Origin of the sequence: Thalassotalea sp. PP2-459 (genome assembly GCF_001913705.1) — a bacterium.
Lineage (GTDB): Bacteria > Pseudomonadota > Gammaproteobacteria > Enterobacterales > Alteromonadaceae > Thalassotalea_C > Thalassotalea_C hakodatensis.
Genome location: NZ_MKQD01000034.1, coordinates 299,595 through 316,651 on the forward strand (window position 1 = coordinate 299,595; position 17,057 = coordinate 316,651).

18 protein-coding genes are annotated in these 17,057 nt (G+C 39.0%); 7 read left to right on the forward strand and 11 right to left on the reverse strand.

The features are described from left to right. Window positions 1-3: 3 nt before the first annotated feature. The 4 genes from BI291_RS07515 to BI291_RS07530 all read right to left on the reverse strand — a co-directional run bounded on the left by BI291_RS07515 (window position 4) and on the right by BI291_RS07530 (window position 4,682). Window positions 4-807 carry a PEP-CTERM/exosortase system-associated acyltransferase gene (locus BI291_RS07515; protein ID WP_074497857.1) on the reverse strand — a complete coding sequence of 268 codons (804 nt, stop codon included), beginning with the start codon at window positions 805-807 and terminating at the stop codon, window positions 4-6. A gap of 88 nt (window positions 808-895) precedes the next feature. Then, on the reverse strand, window positions 896-2,125 hold the full coding sequence (locus tag BI291_RS07520) for a pyridoxal-dependent decarboxylase, exosortase A system-associated (protein WP_074497858.1): 1,230 nt from the start codon (window positions 2,123-2,125) through the stop codon (window positions 896-898). Continuing rightward, entirely contained in the window at window positions 2,122-3,717 is a 1,596-nt protein-coding gene (locus BI291_RS07525; RefSeq protein ID WP_074497859.1) for an acyl-CoA ligase (AMP-forming), exosortase A system-associated, read from the reverse strand. Before BI291_RS07525 ends, BI291_RS07520 begins: the two co-directional genes overlap by 4 nt. 110 nt (window positions 3,718-3,827) lie before the next feature. Continuing rightward, complete coding sequence (locus tag BI291_RS07530; protein WP_074497860.1) at window positions 3,828-4,682, reverse strand: patatin-like phospholipase family protein; 855 nt, start codon at window positions 4,680-4,682, stop codon at window positions 3,828-3,830. A 165-nt stretch (window positions 4,683-4,847) separates the two neighbouring features. Here BI291_RS07530 and BI291_RS07535 point away from each other — a divergent pair, with 165 nt between their 5' ends. Beyond that, window positions 4,848-5,609, forward strand: coding sequence for a serine protease (locus BI291_RS07535; protein ID WP_074497862.1), 762 nt, complete (start codon window positions 4,848-4,850; stop codon window positions 5,607-5,609). 6 nt (window positions 5,610-5,615) lie between these two features. Here BI291_RS07535 and BI291_RS07540 read toward each other — a convergent pair whose 3' ends face one another. The 3 genes from BI291_RS07540 to gpmM all read right to left on the reverse strand — a co-directional run bounded on the left by BI291_RS07540 (window position 5,616) and on the right by gpmM (window position 9,187). Continuing rightward, window positions 5,616-6,368: a divergent polysaccharide deacetylase family protein gene (locus BI291_RS07540; protein ID WP_074497865.1), complete on the reverse strand. Its 753-nt coding sequence runs from the start codon at window positions 6,366-6,368 to the stop codon at window positions 5,616-5,618. Between the two features lie 75 nt (window positions 6,369-6,443). Beyond that, a complete protein-coding gene (locus tag BI291_RS07545; protein ID WP_083601952.1) occupies window positions 6,444-7,604 on the reverse strand; it encodes a murein hydrolase activator EnvC in 1,161 nt (386 codons plus the stop codon). 38 nt (window positions 7,605-7,642) lie between these two features. Continuing rightward, on the reverse strand, window positions 7,643-9,187 hold the full coding sequence (gene gpmM, locus BI291_RS07550; RefSeq protein ID WP_074497868.1) for a 2,3-bisphosphoglycerate-independent phosphoglycerate mutase: 1,545 nt from the start codon (window positions 9,185-9,187) through the stop codon (window positions 7,643-7,645). A 289-nt stretch (window positions 9,188-9,476) separates the two neighbouring features. Here gpmM and BI291_RS07555 point away from each other — a divergent pair, with 289 nt between their 5' ends. The 4 genes from BI291_RS07555 to gpsA all read left to right on the forward strand — a co-directional run bounded on the left by BI291_RS07555 (window position 9,477) and on the right by gpsA (window position 11,772). Further along, a complete protein-coding gene (locus BI291_RS07555) occupies window positions 9,477-9,902 on the forward strand; it encodes a rhodanese-like domain-containing protein (protein ID WP_074497870.1) in 426 nt (141 codons plus the stop codon). Window positions 9,903-9,924: 22 nt separating this feature from the next. Then, the gene (grxC, locus tag BI291_RS07560; RefSeq protein WP_074497872.1) at window positions 9,925-10,182 is read left to right on the forward strand and encodes a glutaredoxin 3; all 258 of its coding nucleotides are present in this window, start codon (window positions 9,925-9,927) and stop codon (window positions 10,180-10,182) included. A 79-nt stretch (window positions 10,183-10,261) separates the two neighbouring features. Then, entirely contained in the window at window positions 10,262-10,762 is a 501-nt protein-coding gene (secB, locus tag BI291_RS07565; RefSeq protein ID WP_074497874.1) for a protein-export chaperone SecB, read from the forward strand. Further along, on the forward strand, window positions 10,762-11,772 hold the full coding sequence (gpsA, locus tag BI291_RS07570) for an NAD(P)H-dependent glycerol-3-phosphate dehydrogenase (RefSeq protein WP_074497876.1): 1,011 nt from the start codon (window positions 10,762-10,764) through the stop codon (window positions 11,770-11,772). Before secB ends, gpsA begins: the two co-directional genes overlap by 1 nt. 3 nt (window positions 11,773-11,775) lie before the next feature. On the opposite strand, the gene trmL is transcribed toward gpsA, so the two are convergent. Then, entirely contained in the window at window positions 11,776-12,240 is a 465-nt protein-coding gene (gene trmL, locus BI291_RS07575; protein WP_074497878.1) for a tRNA (uridine(34)/cytosine(34)/5-carboxymethylaminomethyluridine(34)-2'-O)-methyltransferase TrmL, read from the reverse strand. 133 nt (window positions 12,241-12,373) lie between these two features. Here trmL and BI291_RS07580 point away from each other — a divergent pair, with 133 nt between their 5' ends. Continuing rightward, window positions 12,374-13,264 carry a cation diffusion facilitator family transporter gene (locus BI291_RS07580; protein WP_074497881.1) on the forward strand — a complete coding sequence of 297 codons (891 nt, stop codon included), beginning with the start codon at window positions 12,374-12,376 and terminating at the stop codon, window positions 13,262-13,264. Here BI291_RS07580 and BI291_RS07585 read toward each other — a convergent pair. The 3 genes from BI291_RS07585 to BI291_RS07595 are packed head-to-tail and all read right to left on the reverse strand — an operon-like array spanning window position 13,231 to window position 16,353. Continuing rightward, window positions 13,231-14,214: an alpha/beta fold hydrolase gene (locus tag BI291_RS07585; protein ID WP_074497883.1), complete on the reverse strand. Its 984-nt coding sequence runs from the start codon at window positions 14,212-14,214 to the stop codon at window positions 13,231-13,233. The genes BI291_RS07580 and BI291_RS07585 overlap by 34 nt on opposite strands. 48 nt (window positions 14,215-14,262) lie before the next feature. Next, window positions 14,263-15,645, reverse strand: a complete 1,383-nt coding sequence (locus tag BI291_RS07590) for an ATP-binding protein (protein ID WP_074497885.1) — start codon at window positions 15,643-15,645, stop codon at window positions 14,263-14,265. Between the two features lie 3 nt (window positions 15,646-15,648). Beyond that, window positions 15,649-16,353 carry a response regulator gene (locus BI291_RS07595; RefSeq protein ID WP_074497887.1) on the reverse strand — a complete coding sequence of 235 codons (705 nt, stop codon included), beginning with the start codon at window positions 16,351-16,353 and terminating at the stop codon, window positions 15,649-15,651. A 148-nt stretch (window positions 16,354-16,501) separates the two neighbouring features. Between BI291_RS07595 and BI291_RS07600 the strand changes: the two genes are divergently transcribed. Next, window positions 16,502-17,011, forward strand: coding sequence for a Spy/CpxP family protein refolding chaperone (locus BI291_RS07600; RefSeq protein WP_074497890.1), 510 nt, complete (start codon window positions 16,502-16,504; stop codon window positions 17,009-17,011). Window positions 17,012-17,057 lie beyond the last annotated feature (46 nt).

Below are 17,057 nucleotides of genomic sequence, written 5' to 3' on the forward strand. Positions count from 1 at the left end.
TGCCTATGTAGTGGGGGCTCTATAAATTTCGGGGATCCCAAATTGTCCGTCACTTCCATATGGTTTTAATTGAATTTGAGTGGATAACTCTTGATAAACGATCTCATACAATTCTTGCATTTGTTCGTTTAGATCAACGTAGAAGTTCTCTTCTTCTAAGAAAAACATTGCACGACGCCCATGATAATCCATTTCTTCGCCAACCTGCTTAAAGGGAAGGCCAAAGCGTTGTAATCGTCGGTTTAACCTTGGCTCCATCATTACCATGATGCCAACATGGTGACACATACTGGCTAACGCTAAACCACCTAAATAAAGCCCAATAGCAATGTTTGGAAAGTTGCGACGCTCTTCTGCTGAATACATGGTATCTGGATCAACATTACTTAAAACATAAGGTTTATTTTTTTCTTGTTCACGGCGTCTGAACGATGCTAAAACGGCAAGTCGAGATATTTCACCAAAGCCTCCTCGTGGTAAGCTTTGTGTATCTAATACCTCTTTTTTTGCACTCTCTAAACAGTGTGCTTCGAAAGGTAACTGATAAGACGGGTTTTCGGCAGGTGGAATAATCAACCGAATACAACCTGCGTAAATTCCTGTTCGTCGGTGTTCTAATAAGCAATGGTAAGAGAAGTCATCGCAGTCGTCACTTTCCATTCGCTCTTCGTTACTAGGCTCCCAGCCTAGCTCTTCGCTATAGACTCCGTACCGGATTTTGTAGGCTTCTTGTTGAAGTTCCTTGGTGTTAGCAAACCTGATCTTAAAAAATTGATCAAAGTTCTTTGCTATAGAATATCCGCTCATATAATCAGAAAACGCCTTTTATCACTTAAGTTTAAATATAACAGTATCTGGTAAAAATACCTTACTAATTTTATGCTAATTTTTTTCTTCATAGTAAAATTTCAGCTACTCTTCCCTGACTTAAAAAGTCTTGCGGGCTAGCAGTAGGACCATATGCACCCGATTGATAAATAATAGCAAAGTCACCAATATTTGCTTTGGGTAGTTCAACTTTACTTGCTAGAACATCAAGCGGTGTACACAGCGGCCCAACAAGAGTCACGCATTCTGTATCGCTACTTCCAGACAATAATTTATTGCCGAGCGACACAGGATAATTTTTTCTGATCACTTGTCCGAAATTACCCGAGTTGGCAAGGTGGTGATGTAAACCACCATTACACACGAGAAACTTTTGCTCTCGAGATGTTTTAATATCAACTATTTTACTTGCGTAAACACCACATTCACCCACGAGGTATCGGCCTAATTCAATGATCATTTCTACGTGTGAAAGCGTTACATGTTGCGCAAATAAGCGCGTTAAGTTTTCCATTATAGGCGCGGTGTTTAACCGTTTATCCCCCGGGAAATATGGAATGCCAAAGCCACCACCTATATTAATATAGTCGATCTTACTCTTTGTGATGTGCATCAGCCTTTCTGCAAGTGCAAAGGTATTATTGTGCATCTCTATGATGGCATCTGCTTGCAAGTTTTGGGAGCCTGAGTAAATATGAAAACCTCTAAAATTTACCGCATCATAATCAAGTGTTGATAGCACTTCAGGTAATAACTCTTCATCGATACCGAAGGGTTTAGCTCCCCCTGACATTCGCATACCAGAAGCTTTCAGTTCAAATGCTGGGTTTACCCGTATTGCTACATTTGGTGTGGTATCAAGGTGTTTACCACGCTCAATGATGCTCGCCAGTTCGTTTGTTGACTCAACATGTAAGGTAATACCGGCAACGATAGCTGCCGTGATATCTTCTTGGGTTTTTCCTGGGCCTGCAAAACTGATATTGGCTGGTGGCATGCCTGTTTGTAGTGCCAGTAATAACTCTTTTTTTGAAGCAACATCAAAGCCTTTTACTAACGGTTTAATAAAATTGACCAGTGGCGGGTAAGGGTTCGCTTTAACAGCATAATGCAAGCTTACTTGAGGTGGTAAGGTGGCTTTGAGTGCCGTAATAGTATCTTTAACGATGTTTGCATCATAAGCATAAAAGGGAGTTTGCCCAACGAGCATTTCAATTTGTGCTAAGGTTTTGTCACCAATCAATAGCTGTTGTTGATCAATGTTAAACTGTGACATAGGGGCATGTAATTTACTCATGATACTTTATCCGAAAAGAAAGATTGGTACGTTGATGTTAGTAAACTACGATCAAGCTTACCATTTGCGTTATGTGGTAGTTCTGATAAAACAATGAAAGCTTCTGGTATCATGTAAGTTGGCAGTGTTTTTTTACAATGCAACAATAGTTCGTCTTGTAATGTTTGTGCCTCTTGCGTACTCGAGACAAGTGCTATAATACCTTGTCCTAGCATTAAATGTTCTATACCGATAACCACACATTCTAAAACATTTGCATGTTGGTATAACACTTCTTCAATCTCAGTGGGACTTACTCGATAACCTGATGTTTTGATCATTTCATCGTTTCTAGCAATGAAATATAAATAACCCTCTTTATCTTTTGTCACGGTATCACCTGAATACACAGCTATTTCAGGTAATTTTATACCTTGTGGTGAACAAGGGGATGGTTTAAAACGCATTTGTGTTGCTTGTTGTGCATTCCAATACCCTAAAGAGACTAATGGTCCGGTATGCACAAGCTCGCCAGGTTCATTCTCCGTGCATTCTTTTCCTTGGTCATTAATCACAAATATTTCTACATTTGGAATGGCCTTGCCTATTGAGTTGGGTTTACAATCAATTTTTTCTGGTGGCAAGTAGGTAGAACGAAAAGCTTCTGTAAGCCCATACATCATATAAGGTAGCGCATCAGGTACTGCTGCTCGTAATGTAGATAAAATGTTTTCAGGTAGTGCACCACCAGAATTGGTAAAATACCGCAAACTTGTGGTGTTGTACTTTTGCCAATTAAGCTTTGCTAATTGCCCCCATAACGGCGGTACACCTGCAAGACCAGTGACGTTATGTTGCTCTACTGCTTTGAGCAAATCTTGTGGTAATAAGTAATCAATCAAAATTGCATTCGCACCAGCGAGAAAACTTGTAGTAAGTTGGCTAAACCCGTAATCAAAGCTAATGGGTAATGCAGCAAGAATCACATCTTGCTCGTTGTTATGTAGATAGCTACTAACAGAGTGTGCGCCGATAACAATATTCTGATGGGATAGTACCACGCCTTTGGGCTTTCCTGTGCTGCCCGAAGTGTAAAAAATAGCCGCCATATCGGTTGATTTTATCGGCCTAGAAATTGGTGCGGTTCGTTTATTTTCACGAAAATAACGCCAAGATATGACACTAATGTGCTCGATGGTTTCGTGAGCAATTTCTTGTTCATCAACCAGTAATATATAGCGTAAAGCCGTGAGGTTATTTAGTTGATTTTTAAGGGTATGAAACCTTGCTTTATTGGTGACTAATAACGTTGTTTGGCAATCTTCTAAAATATGTTCAACTTGTGCTGTTTTTAATAATGGATTAATCGGAACAAAAACTGCGCCTATTCGGCTACATGCAAATAAAGTGGTGATTGCTGTAATATTTTTCGGTAGTAAAACAGCGATACGATCGAAACGTGTGATCGATAATGCGCTATAACCATTAGCATTAGTGGTGATTTCGTGTTGCAACTGTTGATATGTAAGGCTGGTAGACTTACAGGTTAAAGCAGTTTTATCGGCATATTTGCTGGCTGAACTTGAGATGAGTTCATGAACAAAGCTGGTCATGGCTAATGCCTACGAGAAGCGTAAATATAAAATGTTGATGTTATGTTAATACAAATTGTGTATTGATGCTATGCCTTTGCTTTTCAAGTTAAATTACTTTGAAAGAACAATTAAAGCTTTACGGTTTTTTTTACATCAATGGATAGGGCTTTTACTTTGATCGGTAATATTTTCGTGGCAGTATGATAGCCCTTGTAAAATAGCGCTTCTTTTTGTGCTAATGTCATTCCAAAGTCAACTGCTGAAGAAATACCAGTATTGACGACTACCGTATTATGCCAGAATGCCTCATTAATATATTCTCGGGATATGGTGGTCATAAAAGTACGTATTAATAAGCTGACATATTGCACGATTGGGAACATGCCTTTTATTTTGATATCGTCATATTCGTAATCGCCTTTCAAGCGAAAGCAAACCACAGGAGTGCCATCATTTGCCCAATCACGATGTAAGGCATCTTCTGATAAAATGCTGCCATCAACCATTAAATGTTTATCAAAGGTTTTAAAGCTAAAAACCAAGGGAATTGACATCGAGAAGCGTACCGCAAGCGACACTTTTAAATCAGGTGTATTTTCTTTGTTAAAGATCACGGGTTTACCGCGAGCTACGTCAGTTGCAACAATGTGTAAGTTAAACGGCATTTCTTTGAATGTTTTGCCGTGAAGCAGGCGATCGATCCAACGTTCAAAGACATCACCTGAGCTAAGGCCACCATTACGCAATAATTTAATTAAAGAATAACCACGAAACTTTGTATAATCTGTGTTTAAAGCGATATGTTTAATTTCAGCAATGGATAAGCCTGAAGCATATAGACTGCTAATAATACTACCACCGGAAACCCCAACAATATGATCAAAGTCGAGATCATATTCATGAAGCGCTTGTAAAATGCCTACGTGGGCGGGAAGGCGTGTTCCGCCGCCAGCAAGAATAGGGACAATTTTTTGAGTATTCATAGCTTTCACTTTAAAACTAACTTATTGTTATCAATATAATTATGGTCAAAAATCATAATATTGCCTAATAATTTATAAAAGTTCATGCAAAAGTGTTTTTTGCTACTGAGGCTTTTTGATACATTTAATCTCAGAATAATAACGTATAAGGTGCGAAGTAAGCCGATGATAAAATGGATAATGTGGTGTTGTTTTGTTCTTTGTGGAGCAGTACACGCGAGCGAGTTAGCCGATACCCTCGAAAAAATCAAACCATCTGTTGTTGGAATTGGTGTTTATACGCCAACGGGTCGGCCTAAAAATCAATTACATGGCACAGGTTTTGTCATCGGCAACGGCAAATTTGTTGTCACAAATCATCATGTAGTTCCTGAATCGTTAAACGTTGCATTAAAACAACAACTAGCGGTATTCGTTGGCTCTGGGCGGCAAGCAGTTGTGCGCAAAGCACGTTTGATTGATTCATCAGCGAAGTATGATTTAGCTGTACTTGCCATTGAGGGTGACCCTTTACCCGCTATGACGCTATCAAATAGTGATTTTATCCGAGAAGGTAGTTATGTTGCGTTTACTGGTTTTCCTATTGGTGCAGTATTAGGGCTTTATCCGGTAACACACAGAGGTATTGTTGCGAGTATCACGCCAACGATAACACCTGTTGCAGATGCTAAAAAAATTAATATCGCGATGTTAAAACGTTTACGTGATCCTTACTTAGTGTATCAATTAGATGCAACCGCTTACCCTGGTAACAGTGGTAGTGCCTTATATGAAATTTCCACAGGTAAGGTGGTTGGTGTGATTAATAAAGTGTTTGTGCAAAAAACCAAAGAAGGGGTGATCACAAATCCTAGTGGGATAACTTATGCTATTCCTATTAAATATGTTATTGAATTGCTGGAAAAAAACAAAATTTTGTTCAAGTAACAGGCCCTAGTCTTCTGCAGCAATTTTTGAAAGTACAGGGGACTTTGTTGAAAGTAGGGCTGAAATATTGACTAAGTCGATATTGTGTTTGGCTAATTCAGGAATTAGTGTTTGCAGTGCTTGCATGGTTTCAGGGTGAGGGTGTGCAATGGCTACTACGCGTTTATTTTTTTTAGCATAATAGATAAGTTCATTAAATTGTTGACGAATATAGTGCTGGTCTAATTGATTATCGAGAAAAACTCGACGACTTAAATTTGGTACATCAAATTGTCTGGCTAAGCTTCTAGCTTTTGACTCTCGAGTGGTAACACTATCAATAAAGATAAGTTCTTTTTCTTTTAAAAAACGCATGGTCCATGCCATGGGTGAGTATAATGTAGTGAGCTTACTGCCCATATGATTATTAATGCCAACAGCAAAGGGTATTTCTTCTAATGCGAGTGTCAGGGTATGGCGAATTTCTGTTTCATCCATTTCCGCAGTTAAGGCGCCAGGCCCTAATGCCTTACCTGAGGTTGATTCCATCGGTACATGAATGATCACATCTTTGTTTGATTGATGGGCTTGTTCTGCGATTACTTTACCAAACGGCGTATGAGGCAATACCGCAAAGGTGATATTACCGGGTAATGCTAAGGTTTCGCTATCTGTTTTTCGGTAACCAATATCATCAATAATAATGGCAACCTGTGCATTTTGGGCAATGCATTGGCAAGCAAAAAAAACGAAGAATGCTAAGAGCGAATATTTAGTCATGCGATAGGTATTATTTTATTATTCTCATGAGTCTATCAAGTAACCTGCTGAGTTTCGAGACTAACGAACAATTAATTACCGACACCATAGTTTAGGGTTTACCGCCTTGCCATTATGACGTATTTCAAAATACAGTGCTGATTGATTTTGCCCACCACTTTGCCCAACAAGAGCGATGGGTTCACCCGTTTCTACTCTATCGCCAACGGATTTTAATAACGCTTGGTTATGGCCATACAAACTCATATAACCGTCTCCGTGATCAATAACGGTCACCAATCCATAGCCTTTTAGCCAATCTGAAAATAGCACGACTCCATGGTGAATGGTTGATATTGTTTTGCCTGAGGACGCAGCTAATAAAACGCCTTTCCATTTTAAATAGCCTTGCTTTCTCGAACCAAAACTGCGATTTATTCTGCCTTTTACCGGCCAATTAAGTTTGCCGCGTAATGATGATAATCCGCTGAGTGAAAAATCTTGTTTACTTAAACGGGCGATTCGAGCTAACGCTGCAACTAAACTTTCTTCTTCAGCTTCTAATTTTTCTAACTGCTGTTTTGCTGACATTAGTTGGTTATTTAAAGCGTTAACTGTTTTTTCTCTACGTTGTTTGCCTGTTTCAAGTGCTTGCTTGTCTACTTGTTGTTTCTTTTTTAATTGAGCAAGTTGTTGTTGTTGCGATCGTTGCTGCTGTTCAACTTCATTTAATTGAGTAATTGTTGATTGAAAGGCTTCTATTTCTTTTATGCGAGCGGTATTTAAATATTGATAGTAACTAACAGTACGTTGGACTTTACCTGGGTTTTCTTGGTTTAAAATTAATTTTAGATAATCATGATGCCCAGTACTGTATGCCGCTCTAAGCTGTTTTGCTAGTAGGGCTTCTTGTTGCTGTTTTTTATTGGTTAACTGTTGTTTTTCTTCCGTCAGACGACGCAGCGTTTGTTGCGTGTTGTCTAGTTTTTTGTCTGTATTTCGTAGCGATTTAGTTTGCTGAGATATGGCGAGTTCATCGGATTGAAGTTGTTTTAGTAGACGTTCGCGTTCCTGATCAACCTCTTTAATAGTAGATTTTTCTTTTTTGATCGCTTGTTTTACTTGATCGAGTTGTTCATCTGTCGCGGTTTCTTGCGCATATAGTACTGGTGAGAACAACAGAACCACAACAGATAAAAAGCGAGTAAGTACTCGCTTTTTATCCCGCCATACTTGCAAAAGGCTATGTGTTGTCATACTAAAGAATAAACTCGCTGAAAAAGTATCATGCGATATTATGAAGTAAGCTCCATCAGATTTGAACCTGTCATTTCTTTTGGTTGCGGTAGTGCCATCAAATTTAAAATAGTAGGAGCAATATCGCTAAGTGCACCTGTCGATGCGGGCGTTGCGTTACGGCCAACAAAAATTAGTGGAACCGGTTCACAAGTATGTGCGGTATGAGCTTGACCTGTTTGGTTATCAGCCATTTGTTCTGCGTTACCGTGGTCTGCTGTAATTAAACATTCACCGCCAACATTTTCTAGCGCAGTAATTACGCGTCCGATACAGTTATCTACAGCTTCACAGGCTTTAACTGCGGCATCAAAGTTTCCTGTATGACCCACCATATCCCCATTTGGATAATTACAGACAATAAAATCATACGATTGAGATTCTATGGCTGCAACTAATTTATCTGTTAATAAAGGCGCGTTCATTTCTGGTTGAAGGTCGTATGTAGCGACTTGTGGAGATGGAATTAGCACCCGTTCTTCGCCAATAAAAGTATCTTCTCTACCTCCACTAAAAAAGAAGGTAACATGCGCGTATTTTTCTGTTTCAGAAATACGCAGCTGTGTTTTATCATGCTTTTCTAACCATTCACCCAATACGTTATTGAGCTCTTCTGGAGGAAAGGCACTAGGCGCATCAATATCGGCGGCATATTCTGTTAACATCACAAAATCGGCTAACGCAGGTGCTTTCTTCTTAGTAAAACCATCAAAATTTTGTTCCACAAAAGCACGGGTAAACTGTCTTGCTCTGTCAGCTCGAAAGTTCATAAATATAATGGCATCACCGTCATCAACGGTAATTGCTTGACCGTTTGCATCAGGAATTGCCGTTGCTTTGACGAATTCGTCATTTTCATCACGTTGATAGGCGGCTTGTAAGCCTGAAACAGCATCTGCTGCTTGGTATTCTGCTTCACCGAGTACCATCAAATTATAGGCTGCTTCAACACGTTCCCAACGTTGATCTCTATCCATCGCGTAATAGCGTCCGATTATAGAAGCGACTTGACCGCAACCTAATTGCGCGAATTTTTCTTGTGCTTTTATCAGTGAGTTCTCAGCACTACGTGGCGGCGTATCACGACCATCGAGGAAAGCATGCAAATAGATCTCTTTTGCGCCCCGAGCGTGTGCTAGCTCAATCATGGCAAGAATATGATCTTCATGACTGTGTACACCACCTGGTGATAATAAGCCACATAAGTGTACCGCTTTATTGTTAGCAACTGCTTTATCTACAGCAGAAACAAGTGCTGGCACTTGATCAAATTCATCATCTGCAATGGCTTTCGTGATACGAGTAAAGTCTTGATAAACAATGCGTCCAGCACCTAGATTTACGTGTCCAACTTCAGAATTGCCCATTTGACCATCGGGTAATCCTACTGCCATTCCAGACGTTTGAATAAGCATTTTAGGCTTGGTGGCCCATAAGTTATCTAATACCGGAGTTTTTGCATGTTGAATTGCATTTGATTCTTGGTTTTCTCGATAGCCCCAGCCATCTAAAATAATTAATACGGTTGGTTTTTTATTAGCCATGCCAGTTCCTAACATATATTTTTCAGCGAACGTAAACTGTTGCCAAGTATATCAATTACGATGATAAATTGCTGCTTTTGAACTAGACAAAATCGTTCTAACAAAAACCATAATATTGATCGCAATGCGGTAAATTTTTAAACGGGGGAAAATAAGGTAAAAGTGAGTTTTTTGTGGATAAACCTCATCATTGCATAAAAGACGGAATGAATGATTGAAAAATCTGTAAAAAAACGTAGTAATCTGTATACTGTCGGCAAAATTTTCGAACTTAAATACGATTAAACAAATGGAACAATTTATTGCGTTTTTAGGGAATCACCCTATGTTAACCGCTGCTTGGGTTGGTATATTTTTGGCGATTGTAGTCATAAGTGTTCGCATAAAGCTTTCTCCGATCAAACAGTTATCTCCTCAAGAATTGACTTTTCTCGTAAACAGAGAAGAGGGGGTTGTGGTAGATATACGCTCAGAAAAAGAGTTTAAAACGGCTAGAATTTTAGACGCGAAACACTTACCCAGCGAAAAAGCGAATAAAGATGACTTTACTGCGCTTGAAAAATTGAAAGATAAACCCATTATTCTTGTATGCGCTGCTGGCGTATCAGCTTCAAATGTTGCCAATAAAATGCTTAAAGCAGGTTTTAGCCGTGTTAGTGTTTTGAAAGGTGGCATGAATGCTTGGTCTGGTGCAGGGTTACCAGTAGCAAAATAATTTGATTAATTGAGAATTTGTCATGGCTGTTGAAATTTATACCAAAGTTACTTGTGGCTTTTGTATGCGAGCAAAAATGCTGTTGGATCAAAAGAACGTTGATTATCGTGAAATTAAAATTGACGGTGATGCTAAACGACGTGAAGACATGATCAAGCGAGCTAATGGCGCATATACTGTACCGCAAATTTTTATTCATGATCACCATGTTGGCGGTTGTGATGAGTTATTTGCTTTACATGCCCGTAACCAGCTTGATGACTTATTGCAGAAAATATAAACACAGATCACCGATCTCTCGTTATTTAATAAATAGAACCGCTGTTTAATGTACAGCAACTCACTAAGGAACATATATTATGGCTGACGAAAATCAAAGCAGCACAGAAGGCGCAGAACAGGCGCCACAATTTGCCATTCAACGCGTTTACACTAAAGATATTTCTTTTGAAACGCCTAACTCTCCTGCGATTTTTCAAAAAGAGTGGAAGCCAGAGTTAAAATTAGATTTAGACACACGCTCTAAGAAGTTAGCGGATGACACTTATGAAGTGTGTTTAGCGCTTACGGTAACTGCAACGGTTGAAGGACAAACGGCATTTTTAGCAGAAGTTCAACAAGCGGGTATTTTTACTATTGGTAACTTACCTGAAGCACAACTTGCACATACTATTGGCGCATTTTGCCCTGCAACACTTTTCCCGTACGCGCGTGAAGCGGTATTTAGTTTAGTTAACCGAGGCTCTTTCCCTCAAATTAACTTAGCGCCGGTTAATTTTGATGCATTATTTGCTTCTTACGTTCAACAGCGTTCAGCTGAGCAAGGTGCGGAAGCGCCTGCGAGTACAGAAACTCACTAATGACACACCAGTCAGCAATGGATATTACCATATTAGGGGCGGGGTCTTACGGCACCGCCCTTGCTATTTGTTTTGCTCGTAATGGCCATAACACTTTGTTATGGGGGCGTGATGTTAAACATGTTTCAGCCATGGAAAAGGCGCGGTCAAATGAACGTTATTTACCCGATGCTAAATTTCCAGAAACATTAACGGTAACCAATGACTTATCATCGGCGGTATCGGCAAGTGATAATGTATTAGTCGTGGTGCCAAGTCATGCTTTTGCCGATTTACTTAAAAACATTAAATCTGATTTAACTGCTAATGCACGTATAGCATGGGCAACTAAAGGGTTAGATCCGGATACTGGTTGCTTATTGCAAGATGTTGCTCGTCAAATTTTAGGTAATGAAATTGCATTGGCTGTATTATCTGGCCCTACTTTTGCGAAAGAAATGGCCGCAGGTTTACCTACCGCAATTTCAGTGTCGTCGACAGAACAGTCATTTGTAGATGAGCTTTCTCGTTTATTACATTGTGAAAAAACCTTTCGGGTATACTCCAATAACGACTTTATTGGTGTGCAACTAGGTGGGGCAGTAAAAAATGTTATTGCGATTGGCGCAGGAATGGCTGATGGCATTGGTTTTGGTGCTAACGCTAGAACAGCATTAATTACTCGTGGTTTGGTGGAAATGTCGCGCTTAGGTGCTGCCTTACATGCCGAGCCTACCACTTTTATGGGTATGGCGGGCTTAGGTGACTTGGTACTTACTTGCACGGATAATCAATCACGTAATCGTCGTTTTGGTTTAGCGTTAGGTCGAGGCACAAATGTTGAACAAGCAATGCGAGATATTGGTCAAGTGGTTGAAGGTTACCGAAACACTAAAGAAGTACATATGCTGGCGCAACGACTTAATGTTGAAATGCCGATTGTTGAGCAGGTATACCAAGTGTTGTATTGTGGTAAAGACGCTAAATTAGCAGCGTCTGATTTATTGTCACGTGAACGTAAATTCGAATAATATTTATATCGAGTTTTCAAACCCTAACTGACGCCACGCCTCGTAAATGATCACAGATGTGGCGTTAGATAAATTCATACTTCTACTGCCTGCAATCATTGGGATACGTATTTTATCTTCGTCAGGTATTTGCTGTCTTACTTCTTCTGTTAAACCTGCTGTTTCCGAGCCGAACAGTAAATAATCACCCTTAGAAAATGAAACATCGCCGTAATAATTTGTGGCTTTAGTGGTGATGGCTAAAATACGTTGAGGTTGTTCGGTATTCACGAAGTCTGCAAAATTTTTATGACGCTTTATTGCGGCAAACTCATGATAATCAAGCCCCGCACGTTTTAATTTCTTATCATCTAAATCAAAGCCTAGTGGCTCAATGAGGTGTAAATTAAATCCTGTATTGGCGCACAACCTAATAATGTTACCGGTATTGGGCGGAATTTGCGGCTGAAACAATACCACGTCTAACATAATGAATTCTCGCGATCGAAATAAAACGGTATTATACCGCTAAGCATCTCGAAGAGAACAGCTTTGGTTAGAAAGTTTAGTGTATGTTAGGTACACTATAATGGTTCTTATGTATCAATAGTGTCGTAAAGTAATGACAAAAAAACAGGCCAGTTATCAACGGTTAGTAAAAATCGCGGCGTTTTGTGCTGTACTGTTTGCTGTTGTGCAAATTTCAATAAAGTTATATGCGTGGTTTATTACTGGCGCAAGTGCCATGCTTGCCTCTTCAACAGATTCACTGTTAGATCTTGCTGCTTCGTTTATTAATCTTATCATGTTAACCATTGCCTTAAGGCCAGCCGATAACAACCATAAATTTGGTCACGGCAAAGCAGAAAGCTTAACAGGGCTGTTTCAATCAGCCTTTATTTTAGCATCGGCAATATTACTTATTATTCATGGTATTGAACATACTTCAAACCCCGTTATTATTCAGCAATCACACGTAGGTATATGGGTAACAATTGTTGCTTTTGCACTTACCTTATTGTTAGTTTTTATTCAAAAGTGGGTACTTAAACAAACAAATTCTTTGGCCATTGAAGCTGACAGCTTACATTACCAATCTGATTTACTCTTAAATGCTGGGGTGTTGTGCTCATTAATACTGAGCGATTATTTATGGCCACGAGCAGACGGCATTTTTACTATCATTGTTGGTGCTTTTCTCATTGTTGGTGCGTTTAGAATATTAAAGCGAAGTGTTGACCAATTGATGGATCATGAATTAACGGACGCAGAGCTAAAGGTCGTTCAAGATGTGGTAAAAAAACACAAACTAGCTATTGGTGTGCATGATATTCGAAGCCGGCAAGCAGGTGAAAAACGCTTTATACAATGTCATTTAGAACTTGATGATGACTTACCTTTATATCAAGCACACGAAATAGGCGAAGAAATTAGGTTAGCGGTAGAAGCGCAACTGGCGCCTTGTGAGGTGTTCATTCATCATGACCCTGTATCCGTTGTGGTAAGACATTGATGAATATAAGCAAGTACGTCTTCACGTATGTACTCTTGTTCAAATAATAATTCATGCCTAGCGTCGTTAAACACTCTGGGTTTGTGTGCGCACAACTGTGGATACAGCTGATGAAGCTGTTGACAGAATATGTTTTGTGCTTGGTTATCTACAATGACATCATTAGCCGCTTGTAATATAAAAACCGGTGTTTTGATATTCGTTAATTCTCGAAAAATATGCTGATTTGCTTGCAATGCTTGCGCTAACCAATGAAAAGTGACACCACCCAACTGTAATGTAGATTCTTGTTGGTACAAATTGATAAATCGTTCAAATCGAGTACTACATCCCATTAATGGGTTATTAGTAAACAATGCTGGTTGGTAATTTTTATGACCAGGAAAGTACCAGGGTTCTACTGTTGCCATGCGATTCATGCAATGCCCTACATGAATAATCGTTTTGGCTAACCAGTAAGGCGTTTTTCCGAAATTTATGGCTATCATAGCTGACGCTAAGATAGCCGATGTTATAGATATTGAATGCCGCTGTAACATGCGTAATGTGATTGCGCTACCCATAGAGTGGGCAAGTATTGATATACTTTTATTCGTGATATTAGGCTGTACTTCGTTAGTAATAAATGTTGCTAAGTCATCGGCATAATGATCAAAATATTCAACATAGCCTTTATGCGTGTTAGATAGCATTCGTTGAGATAAGCCTTGGCCACGATGATCGTGAATAAAGATGTTATAACCCATAGCGGATAAATCATAAGCAAGTTCTTGATACTTTAGATAACTCTCGCTACGTCCAGTAGAGATCACAATGGTTGGTAATTGCGGATCTTTGACAATATTAACGTAAGCAATACGTATATTGCCTATACCGATAAAACTGGCTGTTTTCGCTTGTCGCCAAAAGCTTGCAATTGCGTCTAACTTCTTTTTATTCAAATTACTCATGAGTTTCAGTACTATATTACATTTTATCTGCGCACAACTAATATAGAATTATAGACCGAATGGCAAAGTGATGGTCACAATAAGTCCACCCATTGGATTATGCGTTGCGACGATATTCCCTTGGTGTTTGTCTATCGCTTGTTTGGCGATGGCAAGGCCTAAACCTGTGCCGCCACTGTCTCTGTCTCTTGCATCAGATACTCGATAAAACGGGTCAAACAGCTTGGCTAAATGTTGCGTTTCAACACCTTTACCGTTATCAGCAACGGTAATTTCTATGTTTTCTTGATGTTTACGCAGTGAGACCTCAATACTTTGTTGATCAAAACTATATTTAATGGCGTTTGAAATTACGTTATTAACCGCGCTAATAAAAAGTGACTCGTTAATAGCCAAAGAGATGTTTGTTTCTGCGTTGAGCTTTACATTAATTGATTTCTCATTAGCGATAAGCTGAGCATCTTCAACAATTATTGCCATTAATTGAGAAAGATCACATTGTGCCATATGAACTGATTCTAGGGTGTTTTCATGGCGAGATAGTGTTAATACATTGCTAATCATTTCATCGAGTTGCATTACTTCTTTTTCACAGCGAGAAAGTAAATCTTGTTTATTCTCAGCTTCGGGTAAAGTTTTTTCTAATAAACCTAGTGTGATTTGCAAACGGGTGAGTGGAGATCTTAGCTCATGTGATACATCAGCTAATAAACGCTGATGAGCAGAAATATTATTTTCTAGCTTGTCAGCCATTAAGTTAAAACTCTTGGCAAGCTGGCCTAATTCATCTCGTCGGTTTTCATTATTTTTCACGCGAGCTTTGAAGTCACCATTGCCGATAGTCAAAGCCGTTTTTTCCATGGCGCGTACAGGCCGAGTTAAATATTTTGCGAACACCCAACAAAAACACATACTTAATAAAATAGGCACGAAAATACGTACCCAATGAGGTAGCAGTAAGATTGTTTCATTAACGTCGCTACTTTTTACACGAGAAGCGATAAATAGTTGATAACTATTTCCTTGAATCTCCAGATTAGTTGGGCCGCTGATACGTGCATAATGGAATAAAACGCTGGTGTTATGGGTGATTTCGTTTTTCCTTAGGTATTTCGCCAGAGGTCTAGCAAAGCGTTTATTATGGTAAAAAATGTTGTTTGTTCTTGGATCTTTTATAAATAATGTTTGTTGAATGAATCGATCACTGCGTTTGATCACTTGTGATGGGTGTTTAAAATTCTTTTCTTGGATCCGTTTTGTAATGAGGGCTAATTTATCCATATCTTTAGCATTTAACGGCAGAATAACATTTTCTTGATCTAATTGGCTGGTGAGAAAATGTGTCATTGAAATCGAGACAATAGTGGTGATCCAAAAAACGAAAAAAAGTTTCACGCCAATTGAGCTAAGGAATTGCTTAAGTTTCAACATACGTTATTGCTCGCTTCCGGATAAGAAAATATAGCCAGCACCACGTATAGTTTTAATTTTTTCATCTTGTGCGTAAGTTGAAAATTTTCTACGGATATTGCTCACATGCATGTCAATACTACGATCGAATGGGCTCAGTTTACGCTGCATCACCTGTTGTGATATGAGCTCTTTACTCACAATTGTTCCCGTGTTTTCCATTAATAACGTGAGTAATTGGTATTCTGTGCCAGTTAACTCAATGAGTTGATCATGACAATGTACTTCATGAGTCGCGGGGTTTAGCCGAACATGATTAATATGGTAACTTGAATTGTTGTTTTGCTGTTGTTGGACAATATCAATTCTGCGTAAAATGGCGTTGATACGGGCTAATAACTCACGGTGCTGAAAAGGCTTAGCAAGATAATCATCAGCGCCAAGCTCTAACCCTAATACTTTATCGGTTTCATCGCCTTTTGCGGTAAGCATTAAAATGGGCGTTGTATGCTTGCCGCCTAATGCTTTTAACAGTTCAAAGCCGTTAAGCCCAGGCATCATAACATCAAGTAATATTAAACAATATTTACTGTCTTGTGCTGCTGCTAAGCCTGAAATACCATCATGCCGCGCTTCAAGTTGATAACCTTCGTACGACAAATATTCACGTAACAGATCAGTTAACGTTTTATCGTCATCAATCATTAATATTGTACGTGTATCTGTCATCGTTTATATCCCTGTTGTTGGTACTTGCATTGTTATATTAACTGAGCGAAGGGGGTGACATGAAGTCTTTACACAACTTTTACATTCCTTTGCGTTTCTTTGCATTGAGTTCGTTATGATAATGGTGAATCTTTTAGAGGAGAGTACTATGAACAAATTATCATTGAAGTCTTGTATTGTTGCAATCAGTTTAGCTTTACCATTAGCGCTACCTGCTCAAGCAATGATGTTAGATCAATCAACAGATACAGCCCAAAAAGAAATGCGTCACCATAAAGGTAAATCAATGGCGAAGCATCAGTTAAAAAGAATGGCGCGATTTTTACAACTAGATGATGCTCAGATAGCACAGATTAAAACGATTTATCAAGATGCAAAAATTGTAAAAGAGCAAAATAAAGCAAGCAGAAAAGCATTTCGTGACGAAATGAAAGCGTTAGTGCAAAGTGAAAACTTTACTGAGCAAGCTTTCTTAACGCTACACCAGCAAAACCAAGATCAATTAACAGAATCAGCGTTGCAACGCGCAAAAACTAAAAATGCTATCTATTTGGTCTTGAACGATGAACAGCGTGAAAAATTTGCCAAATTTCAAGAAAAAAGAAAAAATAAACAAAATGGTAAACGTAAAGGTAAGCGTAAGCATCACGATTCATAACGTGGTATAGGCACGACAGACATTATTTTTTACTGAAGGTAAATAC